Source organism: Paracoccus sediminis (genome assembly GCF_900188295.1).
GTDB lineage: Bacteria > Pseudomonadota > Alphaproteobacteria > Rhodobacterales > Rhodobacteraceae > Paracoccus > Paracoccus sediminis.
Map to the genome: position 1 here is coordinate 1 of NZ_FZNM01000023.1, position 17,678 is coordinate 17,678.

General features: G+C 66.6%; 15 protein-coding genes, 1 tRNA gene and 2 pseudogenes. 15 read left to right on the forward strand and 3 right to left on the reverse strand.

Annotation, left to right across the window (positions count from 1 at the left end; translation table 11 throughout):
- Positions 1 to 111: 111 nt before the first annotated feature.
- Entirely contained in the window at positions 112 to 441 is a 330-nt protein-coding gene (locus CHB77_RS17340) for a hypothetical protein (protein WP_089389395.1), read from the reverse strand.
- Positions 438 to 1,955 carry a phage minor head protein gene (locus CHB77_RS17345; RefSeq protein WP_089389396.1) on the reverse strand — a complete coding sequence of 506 codons (1,518 nt, stop codon included), beginning with the start codon at positions 1,953 to 1,955 and terminating at the stop codon, positions 438 to 440. The genes CHB77_RS17340 and CHB77_RS17345 overlap by 4 nt, the downstream gene beginning before the upstream one ends.
- Positions 1,956 to 2,073: 118 nt before the next feature.
- On the opposite strand from CHB77_RS17345, the pseudogene CHB77_RS17350 reads away from it, so the two are divergent.
- The 15 genes and pseudogenes from CHB77_RS17350 (at position 2,074) to CHB77_RS17415 (ending at position 17,456) form a co-directional block, all read left to right on the forward strand.
- Positions 2,074 to 2,495 (forward strand): annotated as a pseudogene (locus CHB77_RS17350) (acyl-CoA transferase).
- Between the two features lie 24 nt (positions 2,496 to 2,519).
- A pseudogene (locus tag CHB77_RS17355) lies at positions 2,520 to 3,456 on the forward strand (phage tail tube protein).
- A 2-nt stretch (positions 3,457 to 3,458) separates the two neighbouring features.
- Positions 3,459 to 3,896 (forward strand): hypothetical protein, encoded by a 438-nt coding sequence (locus CHB77_RS17360; RefSeq protein ID WP_089389397.1) that lies wholly within the window; start codon positions 3,459 to 3,461, stop codon positions 3,894 to 3,896.
- Between the two features lie 68 nt (positions 3,897 to 3,964).
- Positions 3,965 to 4,126: a DUF7697 family protein gene (locus tag CHB77_RS18815; protein ID WP_423212905.1), complete on the forward strand. Its 162-nt coding sequence runs from the start codon at positions 3,965 to 3,967 to the stop codon at positions 4,124 to 4,126.
- Positions 4,119 to 6,581 carry a phage tail tape measure C-terminal domain-containing protein gene (locus CHB77_RS17365; RefSeq protein ID WP_089389398.1) on the forward strand — a complete coding sequence of 821 codons (2,463 nt, stop codon included), beginning with the start codon at positions 4,119 to 4,121 and terminating at the stop codon, positions 6,579 to 6,581. The genes CHB77_RS18815 and CHB77_RS17365 overlap by 8 nt, the downstream gene beginning before the upstream one ends.
- Before the next feature lie 9 nt (positions 6,582 to 6,590).
- Complete coding sequence (locus tag CHB77_RS17370; RefSeq protein ID WP_089389399.1) at positions 6,591 to 7,217, forward strand: DUF2460 domain-containing protein; 627 nt, start codon at positions 6,591 to 6,593, stop codon at positions 7,215 to 7,217.
- Positions 7,214 to 8,098, forward strand: a complete 885-nt coding sequence (locus CHB77_RS17375; protein WP_089389400.1) for a DUF2163 domain-containing protein — start codon at positions 7,214 to 7,216, stop codon at positions 8,096 to 8,098. The genes CHB77_RS17370 and CHB77_RS17375 overlap by 4 nt, the downstream gene beginning before the upstream one ends.
- Complete coding sequence (locus CHB77_RS17380) at positions 8,095 to 8,529, forward strand: NlpC/P60 family protein (protein ID WP_089389401.1); 435 nt, start codon at positions 8,095 to 8,097, stop codon at positions 8,527 to 8,529. The genes CHB77_RS17375 and CHB77_RS17380 overlap by 4 nt, the downstream gene beginning before the upstream one ends.
- Positions 8,530 to 8,538: 9 nt before the next feature.
- On the forward strand, positions 8,539 to 12,537 hold the full coding sequence (locus CHB77_RS17385) for a baseplate multidomain protein megatron (protein WP_089389402.1): 3,999 nt from the start codon (positions 8,539 to 8,541) through the stop codon (positions 12,535 to 12,537).
- Between the two features lie 11 nt (positions 12,538 to 12,548).
- Positions 12,549 to 14,474, forward strand: coding sequence for a DUF2793 domain-containing protein (locus CHB77_RS17390; RefSeq protein ID WP_089389403.1), 1,926 nt, complete (start codon positions 12,549 to 12,551; stop codon positions 14,472 to 14,474).
- A gap of 32 nt (positions 14,475 to 14,506) precedes the next feature.
- Positions 14,507 to 14,815 (forward strand): hypothetical protein, encoded by a 309-nt coding sequence (locus CHB77_RS17395; RefSeq protein WP_089389407.1) that lies wholly within the window; start codon positions 14,507 to 14,509, stop codon positions 14,813 to 14,815.
- A 68-nt stretch (positions 14,816 to 14,883) separates the two neighbouring features.
- Positions 14,884 to 15,558 carry a YcbK family protein gene (locus CHB77_RS17400; protein WP_089389404.1) on the forward strand — a complete coding sequence of 225 codons (675 nt, stop codon included), beginning with the start codon at positions 14,884 to 14,886 and terminating at the stop codon, positions 15,556 to 15,558.
- Positions 15,555 to 15,800: a hypothetical protein gene (locus tag CHB77_RS17405; RefSeq protein ID WP_423212904.1), complete on the forward strand. Its 246-nt coding sequence runs from the start codon at positions 15,555 to 15,557 to the stop codon at positions 15,798 to 15,800. Before CHB77_RS17400 ends, CHB77_RS17405 begins: the two co-directional genes overlap by 4 nt.
- 22 nt (positions 15,801 to 15,822) lie before the next feature.
- Positions 15,823 to 15,954, forward strand: a complete 132-nt coding sequence (locus CHB77_RS18835) for a hypothetical protein (RefSeq protein WP_341273570.1) — start codon at positions 15,823 to 15,825, stop codon at positions 15,952 to 15,954.
- A gap of 368 nt (positions 15,955 to 16,322) precedes the next feature.
- Entirely contained in the window at positions 16,323 to 17,456 is a 1,134-nt protein-coding gene (locus CHB77_RS17415) for a Fic family protein (RefSeq protein ID WP_089389406.1), read from the forward strand.
- Between the two features lie 134 nt (positions 17,457 to 17,590).
- Here the strand turns inward: CHB77_RS17415 and CHB77_RS17420 are convergent.
- Positions 17,591 to 17,667: transfer RNA gene (locus CHB77_RS17420), tRNA-Met, on the reverse strand.
- Positions 17,668 to 17,678 lie beyond the last annotated feature (11 nt).

The window sequence follows — 17,678 nt, forward strand, 5'->3', positions numbered from 1 at the left end:
CCTGGAGACCGGAAACGACAGCTTCCGCTTCAAAGCCAGTTCAGCCGCCGCAGCGCGCCAAAAGAAGGAGAACAATCACGCCTTGACCTCTGAATGACCCAAAAACCATAATCAAAGGTGGGTCAGTTCTCGATGGAAAACCTGGGTCACTTCTGGGTGGAAATTAACAGTCAAAGAAATGATCGCCCCTTCGCCAACGGCAAGTTCGACAAAGGCATGATGCTCGGCGGCGGCCAAACGCGCAATATCGAGGTAGCTGACAACATTCTGTCGCGTGAAGTGAAGGACATCAAATGCCGCAACATCTCGAAGGAGGATTGTTTCGCAGTTGTCTGCGGGATCCGACGTGACCAGCAGCCTCAGGACGCGCCCTGTGGATTCGTAGGTAAGGCCAACATATTCCACGTCGGCAAACCGTTCATCCCCTTCAAAGGTGATCATCTCCAATCCTCCGGACGGATCAACCCGTCATCACCTCGCCCGTCACCTGAAAAGCTCTCTTCCTCGGTCGCTGGCCGACCAGGCTGGCGCTCGCCGTCGATCCATTCGTGCGTATGGGGCTGACCTTGACCGTGATCGTGGCCCCAATCAACGTCTTTGATCGGTTTTCCGTCAGGGCCATACAGTCTGTCTCCGCGAGGGTCGACAACCCAAGTTCCCGGACGCCCCTGTGCAGGCAAGCCCCGAGCTTCCGGCGCAGGTTCAACGGGTCTGCCCTCCGAATCCGTCTCCGGGATACCTTCTGGAAGCGCTCTGGGTCCGCTCTCTGTGCGATTCTCAACAACATGCGGTGAGGAGGTACCACCCAGCGCCTGGTAGCCTTCGGTCGAAAAGCCCGGTAGATCAAGGATATCGCGACCGAACTCATCGAGTTTGGGAAAGACCTCGACCCAGCCGGACGCAAATTCGCCGGGCCGCACTGTAAGTCGTCCTTCGTTCCAAGCTCTCAAAGCCTGATCGACAACGCCCTGTATCCTGGCAATATCCTCTTGGTTTCCGGCCAAAGCCCGCCCCAGCGCGCCTGGGTCAGAGAGTTCTTGCAGCGCAAGAGCTTCGGCCACGATCTCGGAACTGGGCCCCGACCAGTCGGCTCCCGAGAAACGGCCCGAATTGAATTGACCCCAAGCATGCGCGCGGGCAGCCAGCACACCTTCGACCGTATAAAGGTCAAGGCCGAGGCGTTCGGCAGACCTTTGAAAGGCTGCTTCTTCAGCATAACGGCGAAATGCCTCAAGCCCGACAGCCGCGACCGCAGCTAGGCCACCCCTTGTCAGCGCGCGAAGTCCTGCGCCAAGTTCCGAGGGGGATGGCAAGACATCCGGCAAGCCACCGACGTTTGGCGCATACTCCACCGGCGTGATCATGGCTTCACGCGGCGCGACGGGCTCTGCGACACACCGACAGTTGTGCGCCTGTCCCGGATGGCCGCCTACGGGCGGCTCGGCCCAGCGAAACACCTGATCGTCGTATTCGGCATGGCTGTCACGGACTTTCGCGTCGTCCTGGGAGCGCCAGATGTATCGCTCGATGCCAAGGTCCTGCTGCCGAAGCTGGTTTATCAGGCCAGCGAAGGCCCTAAGCAGGCGTTCTTCCATCGCTGCACGCAGCGGACGCAGGCGCTGCGGTTGGGTCTCATACTCCTCGAAGATGGCCGTCAAGCGCGCATCCCATTGACGCAGCGCTTCCTCCTTCGCATCCGAGACATCGCGAAGGTCGGCTTCGGTCACCCACGGCACGGTGTCCGGGGGCGTCAGCGCATTCATCAGCATCCGGGTGTTGTCGGCGATCACGCGGTCGAGTTGGCCGGCGAAATCGGTCCGCAGGTCGGCATAGCCGGGGAAAAGCGACTTGATCGAAATGCCTGCACGGTAGCCAAACACGGCACCGTTCTGCCGTGACAACACGTACTGACCGCTGCCGCCGTGGCGAAGAAATTCCCGTAGATTGTGCTGCATGGAACCTCCCGCTGACCCGCGGGATGTTTGTAGAAGCAGTTGGTAAAGAAGCGTTCACCTCACCGCACGGTGCCTGCAACGCGGCAACGGCCCGGAAAGGGCCGGGAGATCTATGCCAATGCCCACCACCCGCGAATCCGTCCTCGCCGCGCTGCACGCGCGACTTCAGCCGCTTGCCGCCCTCACCCTGCGTGACGAGGTGCTGCCCGAGCGGATCCCGGCGGCGGGGCTGATCATCCTCGCGATGGCCAACCAGGCGAGCCGGAGGTGACGCTGTCGCCCTTGCGATACCACTACCAGCACCGGGCCGAACTGGAGGTCGTCGTCCAGGCGGGCACCGGGCGGGCCAGCGCCTTTGACGATCTGATCGCTTCCACCGGCGCGGCGCTGGAGACGGACCGGACGCTCGGCGGGCTCTGCGACTGGGTCGAACCAGAGGCCCCGGCCTCGGTCGATCTGCCGGTCGAGGGCGTGGCGGCGCTGAAGGCGGCGGTGATCGCCATCGTCCTGCACTACACCACCACCGGCCCCCTGGCCTGACACCCCACATCCAAGGAGACCCCCATGGCACGCGCTCACGGCGCGCGGGCGCAGATAGCGCTTGCGTTCGAAACCGTCTACGGCACCCCGCCCGCCAGCGGCTATCGGCTGATGCCCTTCGCCCGCACCACGCTGGGCGCGGAACAGCCGCTGTTGAATTCGGAACTGCTGGGCTACGGCCGCGATCCCCTGGCCCCGATCAAGGACGCCATCACCGCCGATGGCGAAGTGGTGGTGCCGATCGATGTGGAGGCCTTCGGTTTCTGGCTCAAAGCCGCCTTTGGCGCCCCGACCACCACGGGGACCACGCCCAAGACCCATACCTTCCAGTCGGGGAACTGGACCCTGCCTTCCATGGCCATCGAAGTGGCGATGCCCGAGGTGCCCCGGTTCGCGATGTATGCGGGCTGCGTGATGGACCAACTCAACTGGCAGATGAACAGGTCGGGGCTTCTGACCGCCACTGCCCGCCTGATCGCGCAGGGCGAGGCGATTGCGGCCACCATGGCCGCGGGCACCCCGACCGCGCTGGGCCTGCAGCGCTTCGGCCATTTCAACGGGGTGGTGAAGCGCAATGGCACGGCGCTGGGCAACGTTGTCTCGGCCGAGATCACCTATGCCAACGGCCTCGACAGGATCGAGACCATCCGCAACGACGGCAAGATCGAGGGTGCCGATCCCGGAATGGCTGCGCTGACCGGCCGGATCGAGGTGCGCTTCGCCGAACGCCCTCGTCACCCAAGCCATCGACGGCACGCCCTGCGAGCTCGAGTTCGCCTACAGCCTCGGTGCGAACGCCAGCTTCACCTTCACAGCCCATGCCGTCTACCTGCCGGTCCCGCGGATCGAGATCCCCGGGCCCCAGGGTATCCAGGCCAGTTTCGACTGGCAGGCGGGCAAAGCCACCAGCCCCGCCCGCATGTGCACCGCCGTCCTCGTCAACACCGTCACGGGATACTGATCATGATCCGCCTGAACCTGTCGAACCGGCCCGAATGGCTGGACCTGCTGCCCGGCCTTCGCGTGCTGGTGGCCCCGCTCACCACCGCACTGATGGTCTCGGCTCGTGCCGACCCCTTGATCGACGACTTGTCGGAAACCTCCAGCCAGGAGGACATGGCGCTGGCCATGGCCAAGGCTGTCGCCCGCCGCGCGGTGCTGGAATGGGAAGGCGTCGGGGACGATGACGGCAACCTCGTGCCCGTCAGCCCTGCCGGGATCGACGCCCTCCTCGACATCTGGCCAGTCTTTGAGGCCTTCCAGGCGCAGTACGTCGCCCGCGGCCTGATGCTGGATCTGGAAAAAAACGCCTCCGCGCCCTTGCCGACTGGTCCTTCGGCGGGGGCGACGGCTACTGCGCGGCCTGCGCAGGCCCCTGCCCCGACTGCCCCGCAAGACTGAACCGGCCGCAGACGGTCGAGGGCTGGCAGGTCTGGGATCTGACCCAGCGCCTCGGCGGCCAGCTCCGCATCGCGCCGGGGGCGGTCATCGGATGGGACATGGGCGCGGCCCTCGCGCTGGCGCAGGCGCTTGGCGTCAACGCGCTGATCGCCGCCGAACTGCTGCCCGAGATCGAGGCGGTGATGGTGCGCAAACTGAACGAGCAGATGGAAGGACGCCGGAATGGCTGAGAAGAAGGTCTCCGTCCGCCTCGTGGCGGAGGGCGGACGCCGCGTGCGCGCGGAACTGGAAGGGGTGGGCGATGCCGGTGCCCGCGGCTTCGGCCGCCTGTCGCGCGAAATGGAACTGGCCAACACCCGACTGGCCACTTTCGCGCGTCGGGCCGGTCTTGCCCTCGGGGCCGCAGCGGCGGCGGCCACAGCCTCGCTCGGGCTGATCGTGCGGTCCACGGCCGAGAGCGCCGCGCAGATCCGGCAGTTCGCGCAGGTCGCCAATGCAACACCCGAAGCGCTGCAACGCTGGTCGGCCGGGGCGCGGACAGTCGGCATTGAACAGGAGAAGCTGGCCGACATCCTGAAGGACGTGAACGACCGTGTCGGGGATTTTTTCCAGACTGGCGGCGGGCCGATGGCGGATTTCTTCGAGAACGTCGCCCCGCGGGTGGGTGTGACGGCCGACCAGTTCGCGCGTTTGTCGGGGCCGGAAGCCCTACAACTCTACGTCGACACGCTTGAACGCGCCGGGCTCAGCCAGCAGGAGATGACCTTCTATCTCGAGGCCATGGCGTCTGACGCCACGCGCCTGCTGCCGCTCCTGCGCAACGGCGGGGCAGAGATGGCGCGGCTGGGCGAGCAGGCTTCCGACCTTGGCGCGGTGCTCGACGGCGACGCCCTCGAAGCCCTGCGCCGCACACAACTCGCACTCGGCACTGTGTCGCTGGTGTTCGACGGCCTGCGCAACCGCATCGCCGTGGCGGTCGCCCCGACCATCGAAGCGCTGGCCAATGCCTTCGTGGCGCTGGCGTCCGATGGCGGGTTCCTGCGGTCTGCCATCGACACGCTGATCAGCAACCTCGGCCGTCTCGCGTCCTATGCCGCGACCTTCGCCGCCGTCATGGCCGGGCGCTGGGTGGCGGGAATGGCGGCCGCCGCCCTGTCGGTGCGTGGCCTCGCGACCGCGCTCGTGTTCCTGCGCGGTGCCCTGATCCGCACCGGCATCGGCGCGCTGATCGTTGGCGCGGGTGAGCTGGTCTATCAGTTCTCGCAACTGGTGGCCCGGGTCGGCGGCGTGGGTGAGGCGTTTCGCCTGCTCGGCGATCTGGCCCGCGAAGTCTGGTCCCGCATCGGCCTATCGCTGGACGCTGCCCTCGCGCGGATGGCGGCCGGGTGGGACGGGCTGAAGGCGGCCGGTCTGGCGGCACTAGAAGGCACCATCGCAGGCGTCGTCAGCTTCGGCGACCGGGCGGCCGCGATCTTCCAGGGAGCCTATGACGCCGCGGTGGCGATCTGGGGCAGCCTGCCGGGGGCCATCGGTGACTTCGCGTTCCAGGCCGCAAACGGACTGATCTCCGGCGTCGAAGCGATGCTGAACGGGGTCGTCACCCGTATCAACAGCTTCATCGAGACATTGAACGCTGCGCTGGCCCTGCTGCCGGAGTGGGCCACCGGCGAAGGTGGTGTGAGGATCGGCATCCTCGACCCTGTGGAACTCGGGCGCATCGGCAATCCCTTCGAGGGCGCGGCAACGGCCGCGGGGGCTGCTGCTGCGGATGCCTTTTCGGCCGCGCTGTCGCGCACCTATCTCGAACCACCTGACCTCGGCCTCGGCGCGATGGCCGACGATGCCCGCGCCCGGGCCGATGGCTATCGCGAGGCGGCCGGGATGCTCGCCGATGCCGCCGGTCGGCCGCTCGCCAGCTGGCAGGCACTGAAGGATGCGGTGACAGGCACGGGGACGGAAGCCGAGGCTGCGTTGGCGGATGCGGCTGCGTCAGCTGATGCCCTCACCTCCGGGCTGAACGACACCGCCACCGCCGCCGATAGCGCAGGCGGAGCCGCGCGCGACGCGGGGGCCGCTGCGGCCGAGGGCGCGGACACGGCCCTCACGGGCTGGCAAGCTCTCACGGCGGCACTGGCCGACTACGCGGCAAAGGCGCGCGACATTGGCGGAGATATCGGCAGCGCGCTGGTCGGGGCCTTCCAGAGCGCAGAGAACGCCATCGGTGATTTCGTGAAGACCGGCAAGCTCGACTTCCGCGACCTGGTCACGTCCATGATCGCCGATCTCGCAAAACTGGCGGCTCGACGTTTCATCCTCGGCCCGATTGCGAACGCGCTGGCTGGTGCGCTGGGCAGCGCGGGTGGCATCTTCGCCAATATCCTCCACGCAGGAGGGATGGTTGGCGCCCCCGGTCCCGGCCGGATGGTCCCCGCCTTGGCCTTCGCGGGCGCGCCGCGCATGCACAACGGCGGCTGGGCCGGTCTGCGGCCCAACGAGGTTCCGGCGATCCTGCAGCGTGGCGAGAGGGTGCTCTCCCGGCGCGAGGCGGCCGGTTACGGCCAGTCGGGCGCCTCGACCGTCAATGTCACGATCAACGCCCGCGACGCCGAGAGCTTCCGCCAGTCGCGGACGCAGGTCGCCAGCGATATCGCCCGCGCCGTGTCGCTCGGGCGGCGCGGAATGTGAGGATCAGCCATGGCATTTCACGAAGTCCGGTTTCCGGACAACATCAGCCGAGGTGCCCGCGGCGGCCCGGAGCGCCGCACCCAGATCGTCGAACTGGCAAGCGGGGCCGAGGAGCGCAACGCGAGCTGGGCGAACAGCCGCCGCCGCTACGACGTGGCCTATGGCATCCGCCGCGCCGACGATCTGGCAGCAGTCGTCGCCTTCTTCGAGGCGAGGAACGGCCGCCTGCATGGCTTCCGCTTCAAGGACTGGGCCGACTTCAAGTCTTGCCTGCCATCGCAGACGCTAGGCCCGACCAACCAGCCAATCGGCACCGGCAACGGGTCAGCCACCCTCTTCCAACTCACCAAGCGCTACACCTCCGGTTCGCAGTCCTGGACGCGGGCCATTGCCAAGCCCGTCGCCGGGACCGTCACCGTCGCGCTGAACGGCACGCCGCTAGCCTCCGGCTGGTCGGTTTCGACGACCACCGGCCTCGTCACCTTCACCACGGCTCCCACCGCTGGCGTCGCGATCACCGCAGGCTTCGAATTCGACGTGCCCGTCCGCTTCGACACCGATGCCCTCGACGTCACCCTCGATCTCGAACGCCTCGGGTCGATCACCTCGATCCCCCTCGTGGAAATCCGCATATGAAGTCCCTTAACCCGGCGCTGCAGGCCCATCTTGATGATGGCACCACGACGCTGTCCTGGTGCTGGCGGATCACTCGCGCCGATGGCGTGACCTTCGGCTTCACCGATCACGACCGAACCCTGTCGTTCGACGGGACCGAGTTCGAACCCGAAAGCGGGCTGACGGCGTCCGAGGTCCGGTCGGGATCGGACCTGTCGGTGGACGCGCAGGATGCCCAAGGCGTGCTGTCGTCTGACCGGATCACCGAGACGGACATCCTCGACGGCCGCTGGGACAATGCGGCGGTCGAGGTCTGGCGGGTGAACTGGACGAACCCGGCGCAGCGCGTTCTTCTGCGCCGAGGCGCCATCGGCCAGATCCGGCGCGGGCGGCTGGTCTTCGTGGCAGAGGTCCGGTCACTGGCGCATGTCCTCGGCCAGACGGTGGGGCGGACGTTTCAGGCCAGCTGCGATGCCGCGCTGGGCGATGCGCGCTGTGGCGTCAACCTCGAGGCCCCGGCCTTCAAGGGGACCGGCGCGGTCATCGACGTGCTGCGGGATCGGGCCTTCACCGCCTCCGGCCTTGGCAGTTTCACTTCAGGCTGGTTCGCCTTCGGTCTGGTCGAGTGGTCGACCGGCCCCAATGCCGGGCGGTACGTCGAGGTGCTGTCGCACGACTTCGTCGACGGCGTGGCGATCCTGACCCTGCTGGAAGCGCCGGTGCGCCCGATCACTGCGACGGATGCCTTCATCATCCGCGCAGGCTGCGACAAGCGGATCGCCACCTGCGGCGCGAAGTTTGCCAATGTCGCCAACTTCCGGGGCTTCCCGCATATCCCGGGCCAGGACGCAGTCCTTCGATACGCGACTAAGGACGGTGGCCATGAGGGGGCGGTGCTGTGAAGGCCGCCGATCCTGCCCGCGTCATCGCCGTTGCGCGAACCTGGCTCGGCACGCCCTATCATGACCAGGCCAGCTTGCTCGGGGTCGGCTGCGACTGTCTCGGGTTGGCACGGGGCGTCTGGCGCGAGGTGGTCGGGCCCGAGCCGTTCCCGATCCCTCCTTACAGCCGCGACTGGGGCGAGACCGGCCCGCGCGAGGTGCTGGCCGAAGGGGCGCGGGCGATGATGCCGGAAATCGCACCCGCCGATGCCCCACCCGGTGCATTGATCCTGTTCCGGATGATGCCCCGCGCCATCGCCAAGCATGTGGGCATCGTCACCGGTCCCGACACCTTCCTCCACGCCTATGAGCGGCTGGGCGTGATCGAGGAACCGCTGACGTCGGCCTGGCGACGGCGCATCGCCTTCGCCTTCCTGTTCCCCGCACGCTGAGATTTTCCCATGGCCACCCTTGTCCTCGGCGCTGTCGGTTCCGCCATCGGCGGGGCCTTTGGTGGCGCGATCCTCGGCTTTTCCGGGGCCGCCATCGGTGGCTTCATCGGCTCGACCATCGGTTCGGTGGTGGACAGCTGGATCGTGTCCTCGCTGGCGCCCACGCAGAAGATCGAGGGCCAGCGGCTGGATTCCCTGCGCATTACCTCCGCCACCGAAGGTGCGATCATTCCGCGCCTCTACGGGCGCATGCGCATCGGCGGCAACATCATCTGGGCGACCGACTTCCGCGAGGAGACCAAGACCACGACGCAGGGTGGCGGCAAGGGCGGTGGCGGCGGGAGGTTCCAGACGACCGAGTATCTGTACTACGCCAGCTTCGCCGTAGCGCTTTGCGAAGGCCCGATCACCGGCATCGGCCGTATCTGGGCCGACGGCAAGCCCCTCGACATGACCGGGATCACATGGCGCTGGTATCCCGGAAACGAGACCCAGACCGCCGACCCGTTCATTTCGGCAAAGATGGGGGCGGCCAATACCCCGGCCTATCGCGGCACGGCTTATGTCGTCTTCGAGGAATTGGCGCTCTCGACCTACGGCAACCGCCTGCCACAGCTCAGCTTCGAGGTGTTCCGCCCGCTTGCCGACCCCGACACGGCCGAGGGGCTGGTAAAAGCAGTGACGATGATCCCGGCCTCGGGCGAGTTCACCTATGCGACCGAAGCCGTGCGCAAGACGGTCGGTGCCACAACCACCATCTTTGGCCAGACGACGGGCGGCACGACTTCGGCCGAGAACCTGAACGCGCTGCCCGATGAGGCCGACATCGTCGTGGCGCTGGACCGGCTGCAGGCCATGGCCCCGGCTGTCGAGAGCGTCAGCCTCGTCGTCGCCTGGTTCGGCAATGACCTGCGCGCCGGGAACTGCACGATCAAGCCGGGTGTGGAGGTGGCGACCAAGATCACCAGTCCGAAGGTCTGGTCCGTCAACGGCGTGGCGCGGGCGAATGCGCATCTCGTCAGCCGGGATGCCGATGACCGTCCAGTCTATGGCGGCACACCTGCGGATTTCGCGGTGGTGCAGGCGATCCGCGAGATGAAGGCACGCGGGCTGCGGGTGACGTTCTATCCGTTCTTGCTGATGGACGTCCCACTCGGCAACAGCCTGCCGAACCCCTATTCGAACAGTGCCGCGACGCCGGGCCAGCCTTCCTTCCCCTGGCGCGGGCGGATCACCTGCTCCCCGGCAGCAGGTTATTCCGGGACCGCGGACAAGACGGCTGGGGCGGCGACGCATGTCTCGACCTTCTTCGGTGCCGCCACCCCGGCGCAGTTCGCAATTGCGGGCGACACCGTCAGCTGGACCGGCCCCTCCGGCGATTGGGGCCTGCGCCGCATGATCCTTCACTACGCCCATCTCTGCGCCCTCGCGGGCGGGGTCGATGCTTTCCTGATCGGCACCGAGATGCGGGGCCTGACGACGATCCGCTCCAGCGCCAGCGCCTATCCCGCCGTCACCGCATTCAAGGTGCTGGCGGCGGATGTGAAGGCGATCCTGGGGCCGGGCACCAAGGTGGGTTACGCTTCGGACTGGTCTGATTATTTCGGCCACCAGCCCGGCGACGGCACGGGGGACGTGTTCTTCCACCTCGACCCGCTCTGGTCGGACGCGAACATCGATTTCATCGGCATCGACAACTACATGCCGCTGTCGGACTGGCGCGACGGCTTCGATCATGCCGATGCCCTTGAAGGCTGGCCCGCAATCCATGACCGGGGCTACCTGCAGGCCAATATTGCAGGCGGCGAGGGTTTCGACTGGTTCTACGCCAGCGCGGCCGACCGGTCGGCCCAGATCCGCACGCCCATCACCGACGGTGCCGCAGGCAAGCCTTGGGTCTTCCGCTACAAGGATCTTCACGCCTGGTGGTCGAACCCGCATTTCAACAGGCCCGGTAGGGTGGAAAGCGGTACGCCGACATCATGGGTGCCGCAGTCGAAGCCGGTCTGGTTCACCGAACTCGGCTGTCCCGCAATCGACCGCGGCACGAACCAGCCGAATGTCTTCTTCGACCCCAAGTCTTCGGAGAGCTTCACGCCCTATTTCTCCCGCGGCTGGCGCGACGACGCGATCCAGCGCGCCTATCTCGAGGCCAGTTACCTCTGGTGGGGTCAGGGTGCGAACAACCCGACCTCATCCGTCTACGGCGGCCGGATGGTCCATGTCCCTGAATGCGCCGCCTGGACCTGGGATGCGCGGCCCTATCCGTTCTTCCCCGAGCTGACCGGCGTCTGGACGGACGGGCCGAACTGGCGGCTGGGTCACTGGCTGACCGGACGGCTCGGCGCGGTGTCGCTCGCCGCCCTCGTGCGCCACCTCTGCCTGCGCGCTGGGCTTGATGAAGCGTTAATCGACGTCTCCGGCCTCTGGGGCGCGGTCGAGGGCTATGTCATCGGCGCGCTGGAAAGCCCGCGCGCGTCGATTTCCACTTTGGCCCGCCACTTCGGCTTCGATGCCATCGAGACAGAGGGCGTGATCCGCTTCGTCATGCGCGGGCGGGCATCCATCGCCACGCTGGCCCTCGACGATCTGGTCGCCAGCCGTGAGGGCGACGCCTTCGAATTGGTCCGCGCGCAGGAAACCGAGCTGCCTCAGGCGCTGAAGTGGCAGGTTGCGCGGGCGGAGGAGGACTATGACGCCGCGCTGGTCGAGGCACGGCGCATCACCGTCGACACGACGCGCATCGCCTCGGAGAGCTTCCCGATGGCAATCCCGCCAGAGGAGGCCGAGCGCCGCTGCCGCCGCGCACTGATGGAAGCCTGGATCGGCCGGGAAAGCGCCACCTTCCGCCTCCCGCCCTCGCGCCTCGCCCTCGACCCTGCCGACGTCATCCGGCTCGCGCATGACGGACGTGAGGTCGAGTTCCGGCTGGTGTCCATCGCCGATGCAGAGGCACGCGGGATCGAGGCCGTCCGCCAGGACCGCGCTGCCTACGACCTGCCGCCCGGCGATCCGCGCCCGGCCTCGCTTTCCAGCCCCGTCGTCTTCGGCACGCCCGAGGTGGTGATGCTGGACCTGCCGCAGATTTCCGAGGACCAACCCGCGCATCGTCCCTTGATCGCCGCCCATGCCAGCCCCTGGCCGGGAGAGATCGCGGTGTTCCGCAGCGCCTCATCGGATGGGTTCAACCTCCTGACGACCTTCGGCAGTCGGGCGCGGATCGGCACGCTGGCCTTCGACTTCTTTCCAGGGCCGACCTCGCGCTTCGATCTGGGCAACCAGCTGGTCGTCGATCTCCTGTCGGGGACGCTGGAGAGCGTCACGGACGTCGCGCTCCTCGGCGGGGCTAATGGCCTCGCGGTCGAAAGCGCCGCAGGCCAGTGGGAGATTGTGCAGGCGGGTGCGGCCGAACTGATCGCCTCCGGCCGCTATCGCCTGACCCGCCTCCTGCGTGGTCAGCGCGGATCGGAACATGCCATGGGCAACCCGGCCTCGGCGGGGGCGCGGGTCGTGGTGCTGGATGTAACACTGGCCTCGCTGCCCATCACCGAAGCGGATCTTGGCCTGCCATGGAACTGGCGGGTCGGCCCGGCCGCCCGCGCCGTCAGCGACGCGAGCTATGCCGCGCTGGGCTTCACGCCGACCGGGCGCGGCCTCGTGCCCTTCGCCCCGGTCCATGTCGAACAGCCATGGCGAACGGCCCGCATCCCGGGCGATCTGACCATCCGCTGGACGCGGCGATCCCGCGCGCTGGTCGCCGATGCCTGGGAGCAGGTCGAGGTGCCGCTGGCCGAAGACCTGGAAAGCTACGACGTCCAGATCCTTGATGGCGCTGCCGTCAAGCGGACGCTGACCAGTAGCACGACCTCCGTCCTCTACACCGTCGCCCAGCAGACGGCCGATTGGGGTGCGCCGCTCGGGCCCGGCCAGACGCTGGCAATCCGCATCTTCCAGCTCTCGAACCGCCTTGGCCGCGGCACGCCCGCGTCCGTGACGCTGCAATTCTGACGGGATTTTCCATGTCCGACACCACGACCCATCTGGGCCTGCCCTACCTTCTGGCGGCGCAGGCGCAGAAGCATGTCACGCACAACGAGGCGCTGCGGCTGCTCGATGCCATGGTCCAGCTTTCGGTCCTCGACCGCACGCGCACCGCGCCCCCGGCCAGCCCGGCCGATGGCAACCGGCATCTTGTGGCCTCGGGCGCAACCGGCCTCTGGGCTGGGTGGGATTTGAACATCGCCTTTTGGATCGACGGTGCATGGATGCGGCTGGTGCCCCGCACCGGCTGGATGGTCTGGGTCGCGGCGGAAGGTATGTTCCTCGTCTGGACCAGTGCAGCCTGGGAAGTGGTGGGCGAGCCGCGCGACGTGTCGGACGCAGTCTTCAGCCTGGTGAACGATGCGGACACCACGAAGAAGGCCACCTTCTCGCTGGCGGGGATCAGCGCGGGCACAACGCGCAGCTTCACCCTGCCGAACACCTCCTCGGAATTGGCGATCCTCGCGGGAACCCAGACCTTCTCCGGCAACAAGACGTTTTCGGGGACGCTGACAGCATCCGGAACCGTCACGGTCTCGGCAGCTTCCGCCACCATCGGCACGGCCCCCACGACCGCCACCTATGGCATTGGCACCGGGGCCACGACCACGGGCGTCACGAAGACAGTGAACATCGGCACCGGCGGCGCATCTGGGTCGACCACTGTCGTGAACATCGGGTCGGCCACGGCTGGGGCGGGCGGCACCACGGTGGTGAACACGCCCACCGTCACCTTCGCCAATGCCGTGACGCAGGTCGGCATGCCGCAGGCCAACCTGACCGCGCAACTCTTGGGCCTCGGCGGGGCCACGGCCGACAGCTACAACCGGCTATCGGTGAACACCCCGGCCGTCCTCTTGAACAACACGGGTGCCGGGGTCGAAGCCACCGTCAACAAAGCCGCCGCCGGGAATGACGCGGCGTTCGCCTTCAAGACCGGCTTCTCCGCCCGCGCGCTGATCGGCCTCCTCGGCAATGACGATTTCAGCTTCAAGGTCAGCCCGGACGGGTCCTTGTTCCATGATGCGCTGAAGGTCGACCGCACCAGCGGCCAGGTGGAACTGCCGCAGCCGGTCATCCTGCCCGCCCACGATGCGGTTCCCTCCCCGCCGCCCGCGGGCAAACTCGCGCTCTATGCCCGGGACCGGGCGGGCCAGGTCTGGCTTGATGTCGAACGCCCATCGGGCCGTCATTTCCCGCTTCAGCCGCATTTCGGGGTCAACCGGATCGCGACATGGGCGCCCTCGACCAGCACGACGATCAACACCAACGGCATGCCGCGCACGGCAGTGGGCACCGCGTCAACACCGACACTGGCCACCACGAACCTGCAAACCTCGATGCGCCGTTGGCGGATGACTTCGGCTGCGACAGCCGGGGCGGCGGCCGAGGAACGGTCGGCGGGCTGGGTCTGCTGGCGCGGCAATGCCGAAGGCCTGGGCGGCTTCACCTATGTCAACCGGCTGTCGCTGGTGACGCTGCAGGCGACCGGCATGGGGTTCTTTGGCCTGATCGGATCGGTGGCAGCGCTCTCGACCACCCTGACGCTATCGGCCGTCGTCAACGCGCTGGGCATCGGGTTCGAGCGCGGCACCCATGCCAACTGGCAGATCGTCCATAACGATGGCTCCGGCGCGCCGACCCTGATCGACCTCGGCGCGGGCTTCCCGGTGGCCAACACGACGAACGTCCTGACGCTCTACATCGCGGCGGCCCCGAACGGGACGGAAGTCGGGATCCGCCTGGTCGAGGAAGTCTCGGGCGCGGTGGCGGAGGCGACGATCTCCACCGACATGCCCGCGGCGACGCAGCTTCTGAGCCCGCGCAACTACCTCAACAACGGCACCACCGCCGCAGCCGTCGCCTACGACTGCTCGGGCGTCTACGTCGAGACGGACTGCTGAAGCGCCACGATCCGTGGCCGGAAAGGACCATGATGGATAACCAGACCACTCTCGCCGGGGAGGTCGCGCGGGCCTTTCGGGATCACGGGATCACCGCCGCGCTGACCGCGCTCATCGGCGGCACCATGGCCCTGATTGCGGCGATCACGCGCAAGGCCTTCACGAACGAAGCCCTGATGGACCGTCTCGACCGGGAGCTCATCGCCGACCGGGACCGGATCGACCGGCAGCGCAGCGAGGATCGCAAGGCCGATGGTGACCGCCTCGACCGAATCGAAACGGACATCCGTTCGATGCGCGACATGCTCTTCGACGCCTTCCAGCGCGGCCGATCCGACTGACCTGAACCACCACTACGACCCCCACATCCCCCGCCCCAGAGGCGGGTTTTTCATTTGGAGGATCCACCATGCCGACGCTAACCTACCCCCACTGGCGCGACGTTCCTGCCAACACCTGGCGGTGGCCGAACTTCTCGGCCGCCGAGATCGCTTGCCGTGGCACCGGCGCGATCAAGATCAACACCGAGGCCATGGACAAGCTGCAGGCCCTGCGCGACCGGCTGGGCAAGCCGCTGATCGTGCGCTCGGCCTATCGCAGCCCGGAACACAATCGCGCCGTCGGTGGCGCCCCGGCCTCGAAGCACATGCAGGCGACCGCCTTCGACATCGCCATGTCGAACCACGATCCGGTCGCATTCGCTGAAGCTGCCCGTGCCGTCGGCTTCCTCGGCTTCGGCAGCTATCCCCGCTCTGGCTTCATGCACATCGACCTTGGGCCCGCCCGGTCCTGGGGCGACCCGTTCCCGCCTCGGCCCGTACCCTTCGCCCCGGAGCTGCCGCCTGCGCGCGAAGTCCTGTCGGAAAGCCGGACCCTGCGCGGTGGCGGGACAGCTGGGGCGGCCACGGTCGGCGCGGCCGGTGTGGAGGTGATACAGGACGTCCTTGCGGAAACCCAGTCCACGATCCAGCCGCTGGTGCCCTACCTCGACACGCTGCGGTGGGTGCTGATCGTCATCGCGCTGATCGGCATCGCCGTCACCATCCACGCCCGGATCGACGACTGGAAACGGGGCCAGCGGTGATCGGCTGGCTGCTCCCCCATGGCCCGGCGCGGAAAGCGCTGGGCCTGCTCCTCGCCGCCGCAGCGATCCTGCTGTTCCTCTTGAACCTGCGCCGCGCAGGAGAACGCGCTGGGCGCGCCGCCGAACGCCTTGATGCCCGAGAGAGAAACGATGCCAACCACCGCCAGATGCTCGACGCTGCCGCCCGCCGCCCTCCTGATCGCGATGCTCTGGCTGAGCGCCTGCGAGACGGCAGGTTCTGATGCCCGTGCGCCATGCCCGCCCGTGGTCGATTACACCGCAGCAGATCAAGCGCGGGCCGCCGATGAGGTCGAAACATTGCCGGAAGGCGCCGTCATCGTCAGGATGCTCGCCGACTACGCCGTGTTGCGCGACCAGGCGCGCGCGTGCCGGTGAGGACGGTGCCGGATATCCGGAGCGTATCCTGATGGTACAACACCTCGGACAGGAACGGGATTGGTCCGAGGTTTCCTTACATACAAGAGACTGGCCTGACGCTGCCTTGTGCGGTTGCTCAGGGAACGGGCCACCATAATGTGGATGCGGAGATTATGTCGGCCATTCTCCGCACAAAACGCGGAGAATAAGCAGGGCTCATGCGTTGATGCCATCTTTGCCCCAGTCTCTGTCACCAATCTGGCTTGATGGCAGACTGCTGGCGACAACGCCCTTTGACGTTAGAGTTGAGCGATATTCTGTTGCCAATCGCATTTGCTGTGACTAGGTTCGCAGCAACGCTCGTTGGCGACAGAATCGGTGCCTGCATGATCATCAAACCCTACGATCTGACAGATGCCGTTACCTATCACACCGGCAGCTTCCCCCCTGACTCACTCGACTACGAGGTGCTTCTCGGACCCCTTGAAGAGGCAGCGGCCTCCCTTGCCCGGTACGATGCCAAGATGTCGGGAATGGTGAACAGCGAGTTGTTCCTCGCCCCCCTGCGTCGCCAGGATGCGGTCACCTCATCCCGGATGGAGGGGACGATCTCGACCATCGAAGAGCTGTACCGCCTTGAAGCCGAAGAAGACGCGGGCAGCGCCGACCCCTATCGGGAAGCGCGCAACGACGACGTCGAGACCTACCTTTACTCCCGTGCGTTACGGAATGCTCAACAGGCGCTTGCCGATGGCGCCCCGCTGGGCGAACACCTGATCCGGACTGCCCACCAGCAGCTGCTGTCCTTTGGCCGGGGAGCCCGCAAGCGACCTGGAAGCTACAAGGTTGAGCAGAACTACATCGGGGATGAACGGCGGGGAAGGATCTACTACGTTCCGATCGCCCCGGAGCAGCTGGGCCCCGCGATGGGCGAACTGGTCCGCTACATCAATGAAAGCACGATGCGGCCATTGATCCGCACCGCCATCGCGCAGGTCGAATTCGAGGCTCTGCATCCGTTCGAAGACGGCAACGGCCGGATCGGTCGAATGCTGATCACCCTGATGCTGTGGAAGCTCGGCGTCCTGCATCAGCCGAACTTTTTCGTGTCGGGTTACTTCGAGGCCAACAAGGACGAGTACATCGAGCGGATGCGGGCCGTTTCCGCCAAGGGCGATTGGACCGGCTGGGTGGTATTCTTCCTTCAGGCGATGCACGCCCAGGCGACGGTCAACATCCAGATGGCCGACGCGATCTTCCGCCTTCACGGCGAGATGCGGGAGCGGTTCCGCGAAGTCCTGAACTCGCAGTTCCACGATCAGGCGCTGGACTTCGTCTTCGCGAGCCCGATCTTCCGCAACGACCGCTTCGTCGAACGCTCAGACATCCCACCATCCTCGGCGCGCGCGCTATCCCGACGGCTGGTCGAGGCAGGTATGCTGCGCACCATTGAACCGGCTTCGGGGCGACGCGCGGCAATGTACGCCTTTGATCCGCTGCTTGATCTGCTGAAGGTGTGACGGTCATGGCCACGATTGTCTGCCCCCTCGAAGGGGGGCCTCTTCAAACGTTGACCAGGTGTTGACAAGAATTTCAAACGCAAAAGCCCGATGTTTTATGTCGGGTTCTATCTGTCTGATTTATTGAGATATTTTGGTTGCGGGGACAGGATTTGAACCTGTGACCTTCAGGTTATGAGCCTGACGAGCTACCGGGCTGCTCTACCCCGCGCCATGGTTGTC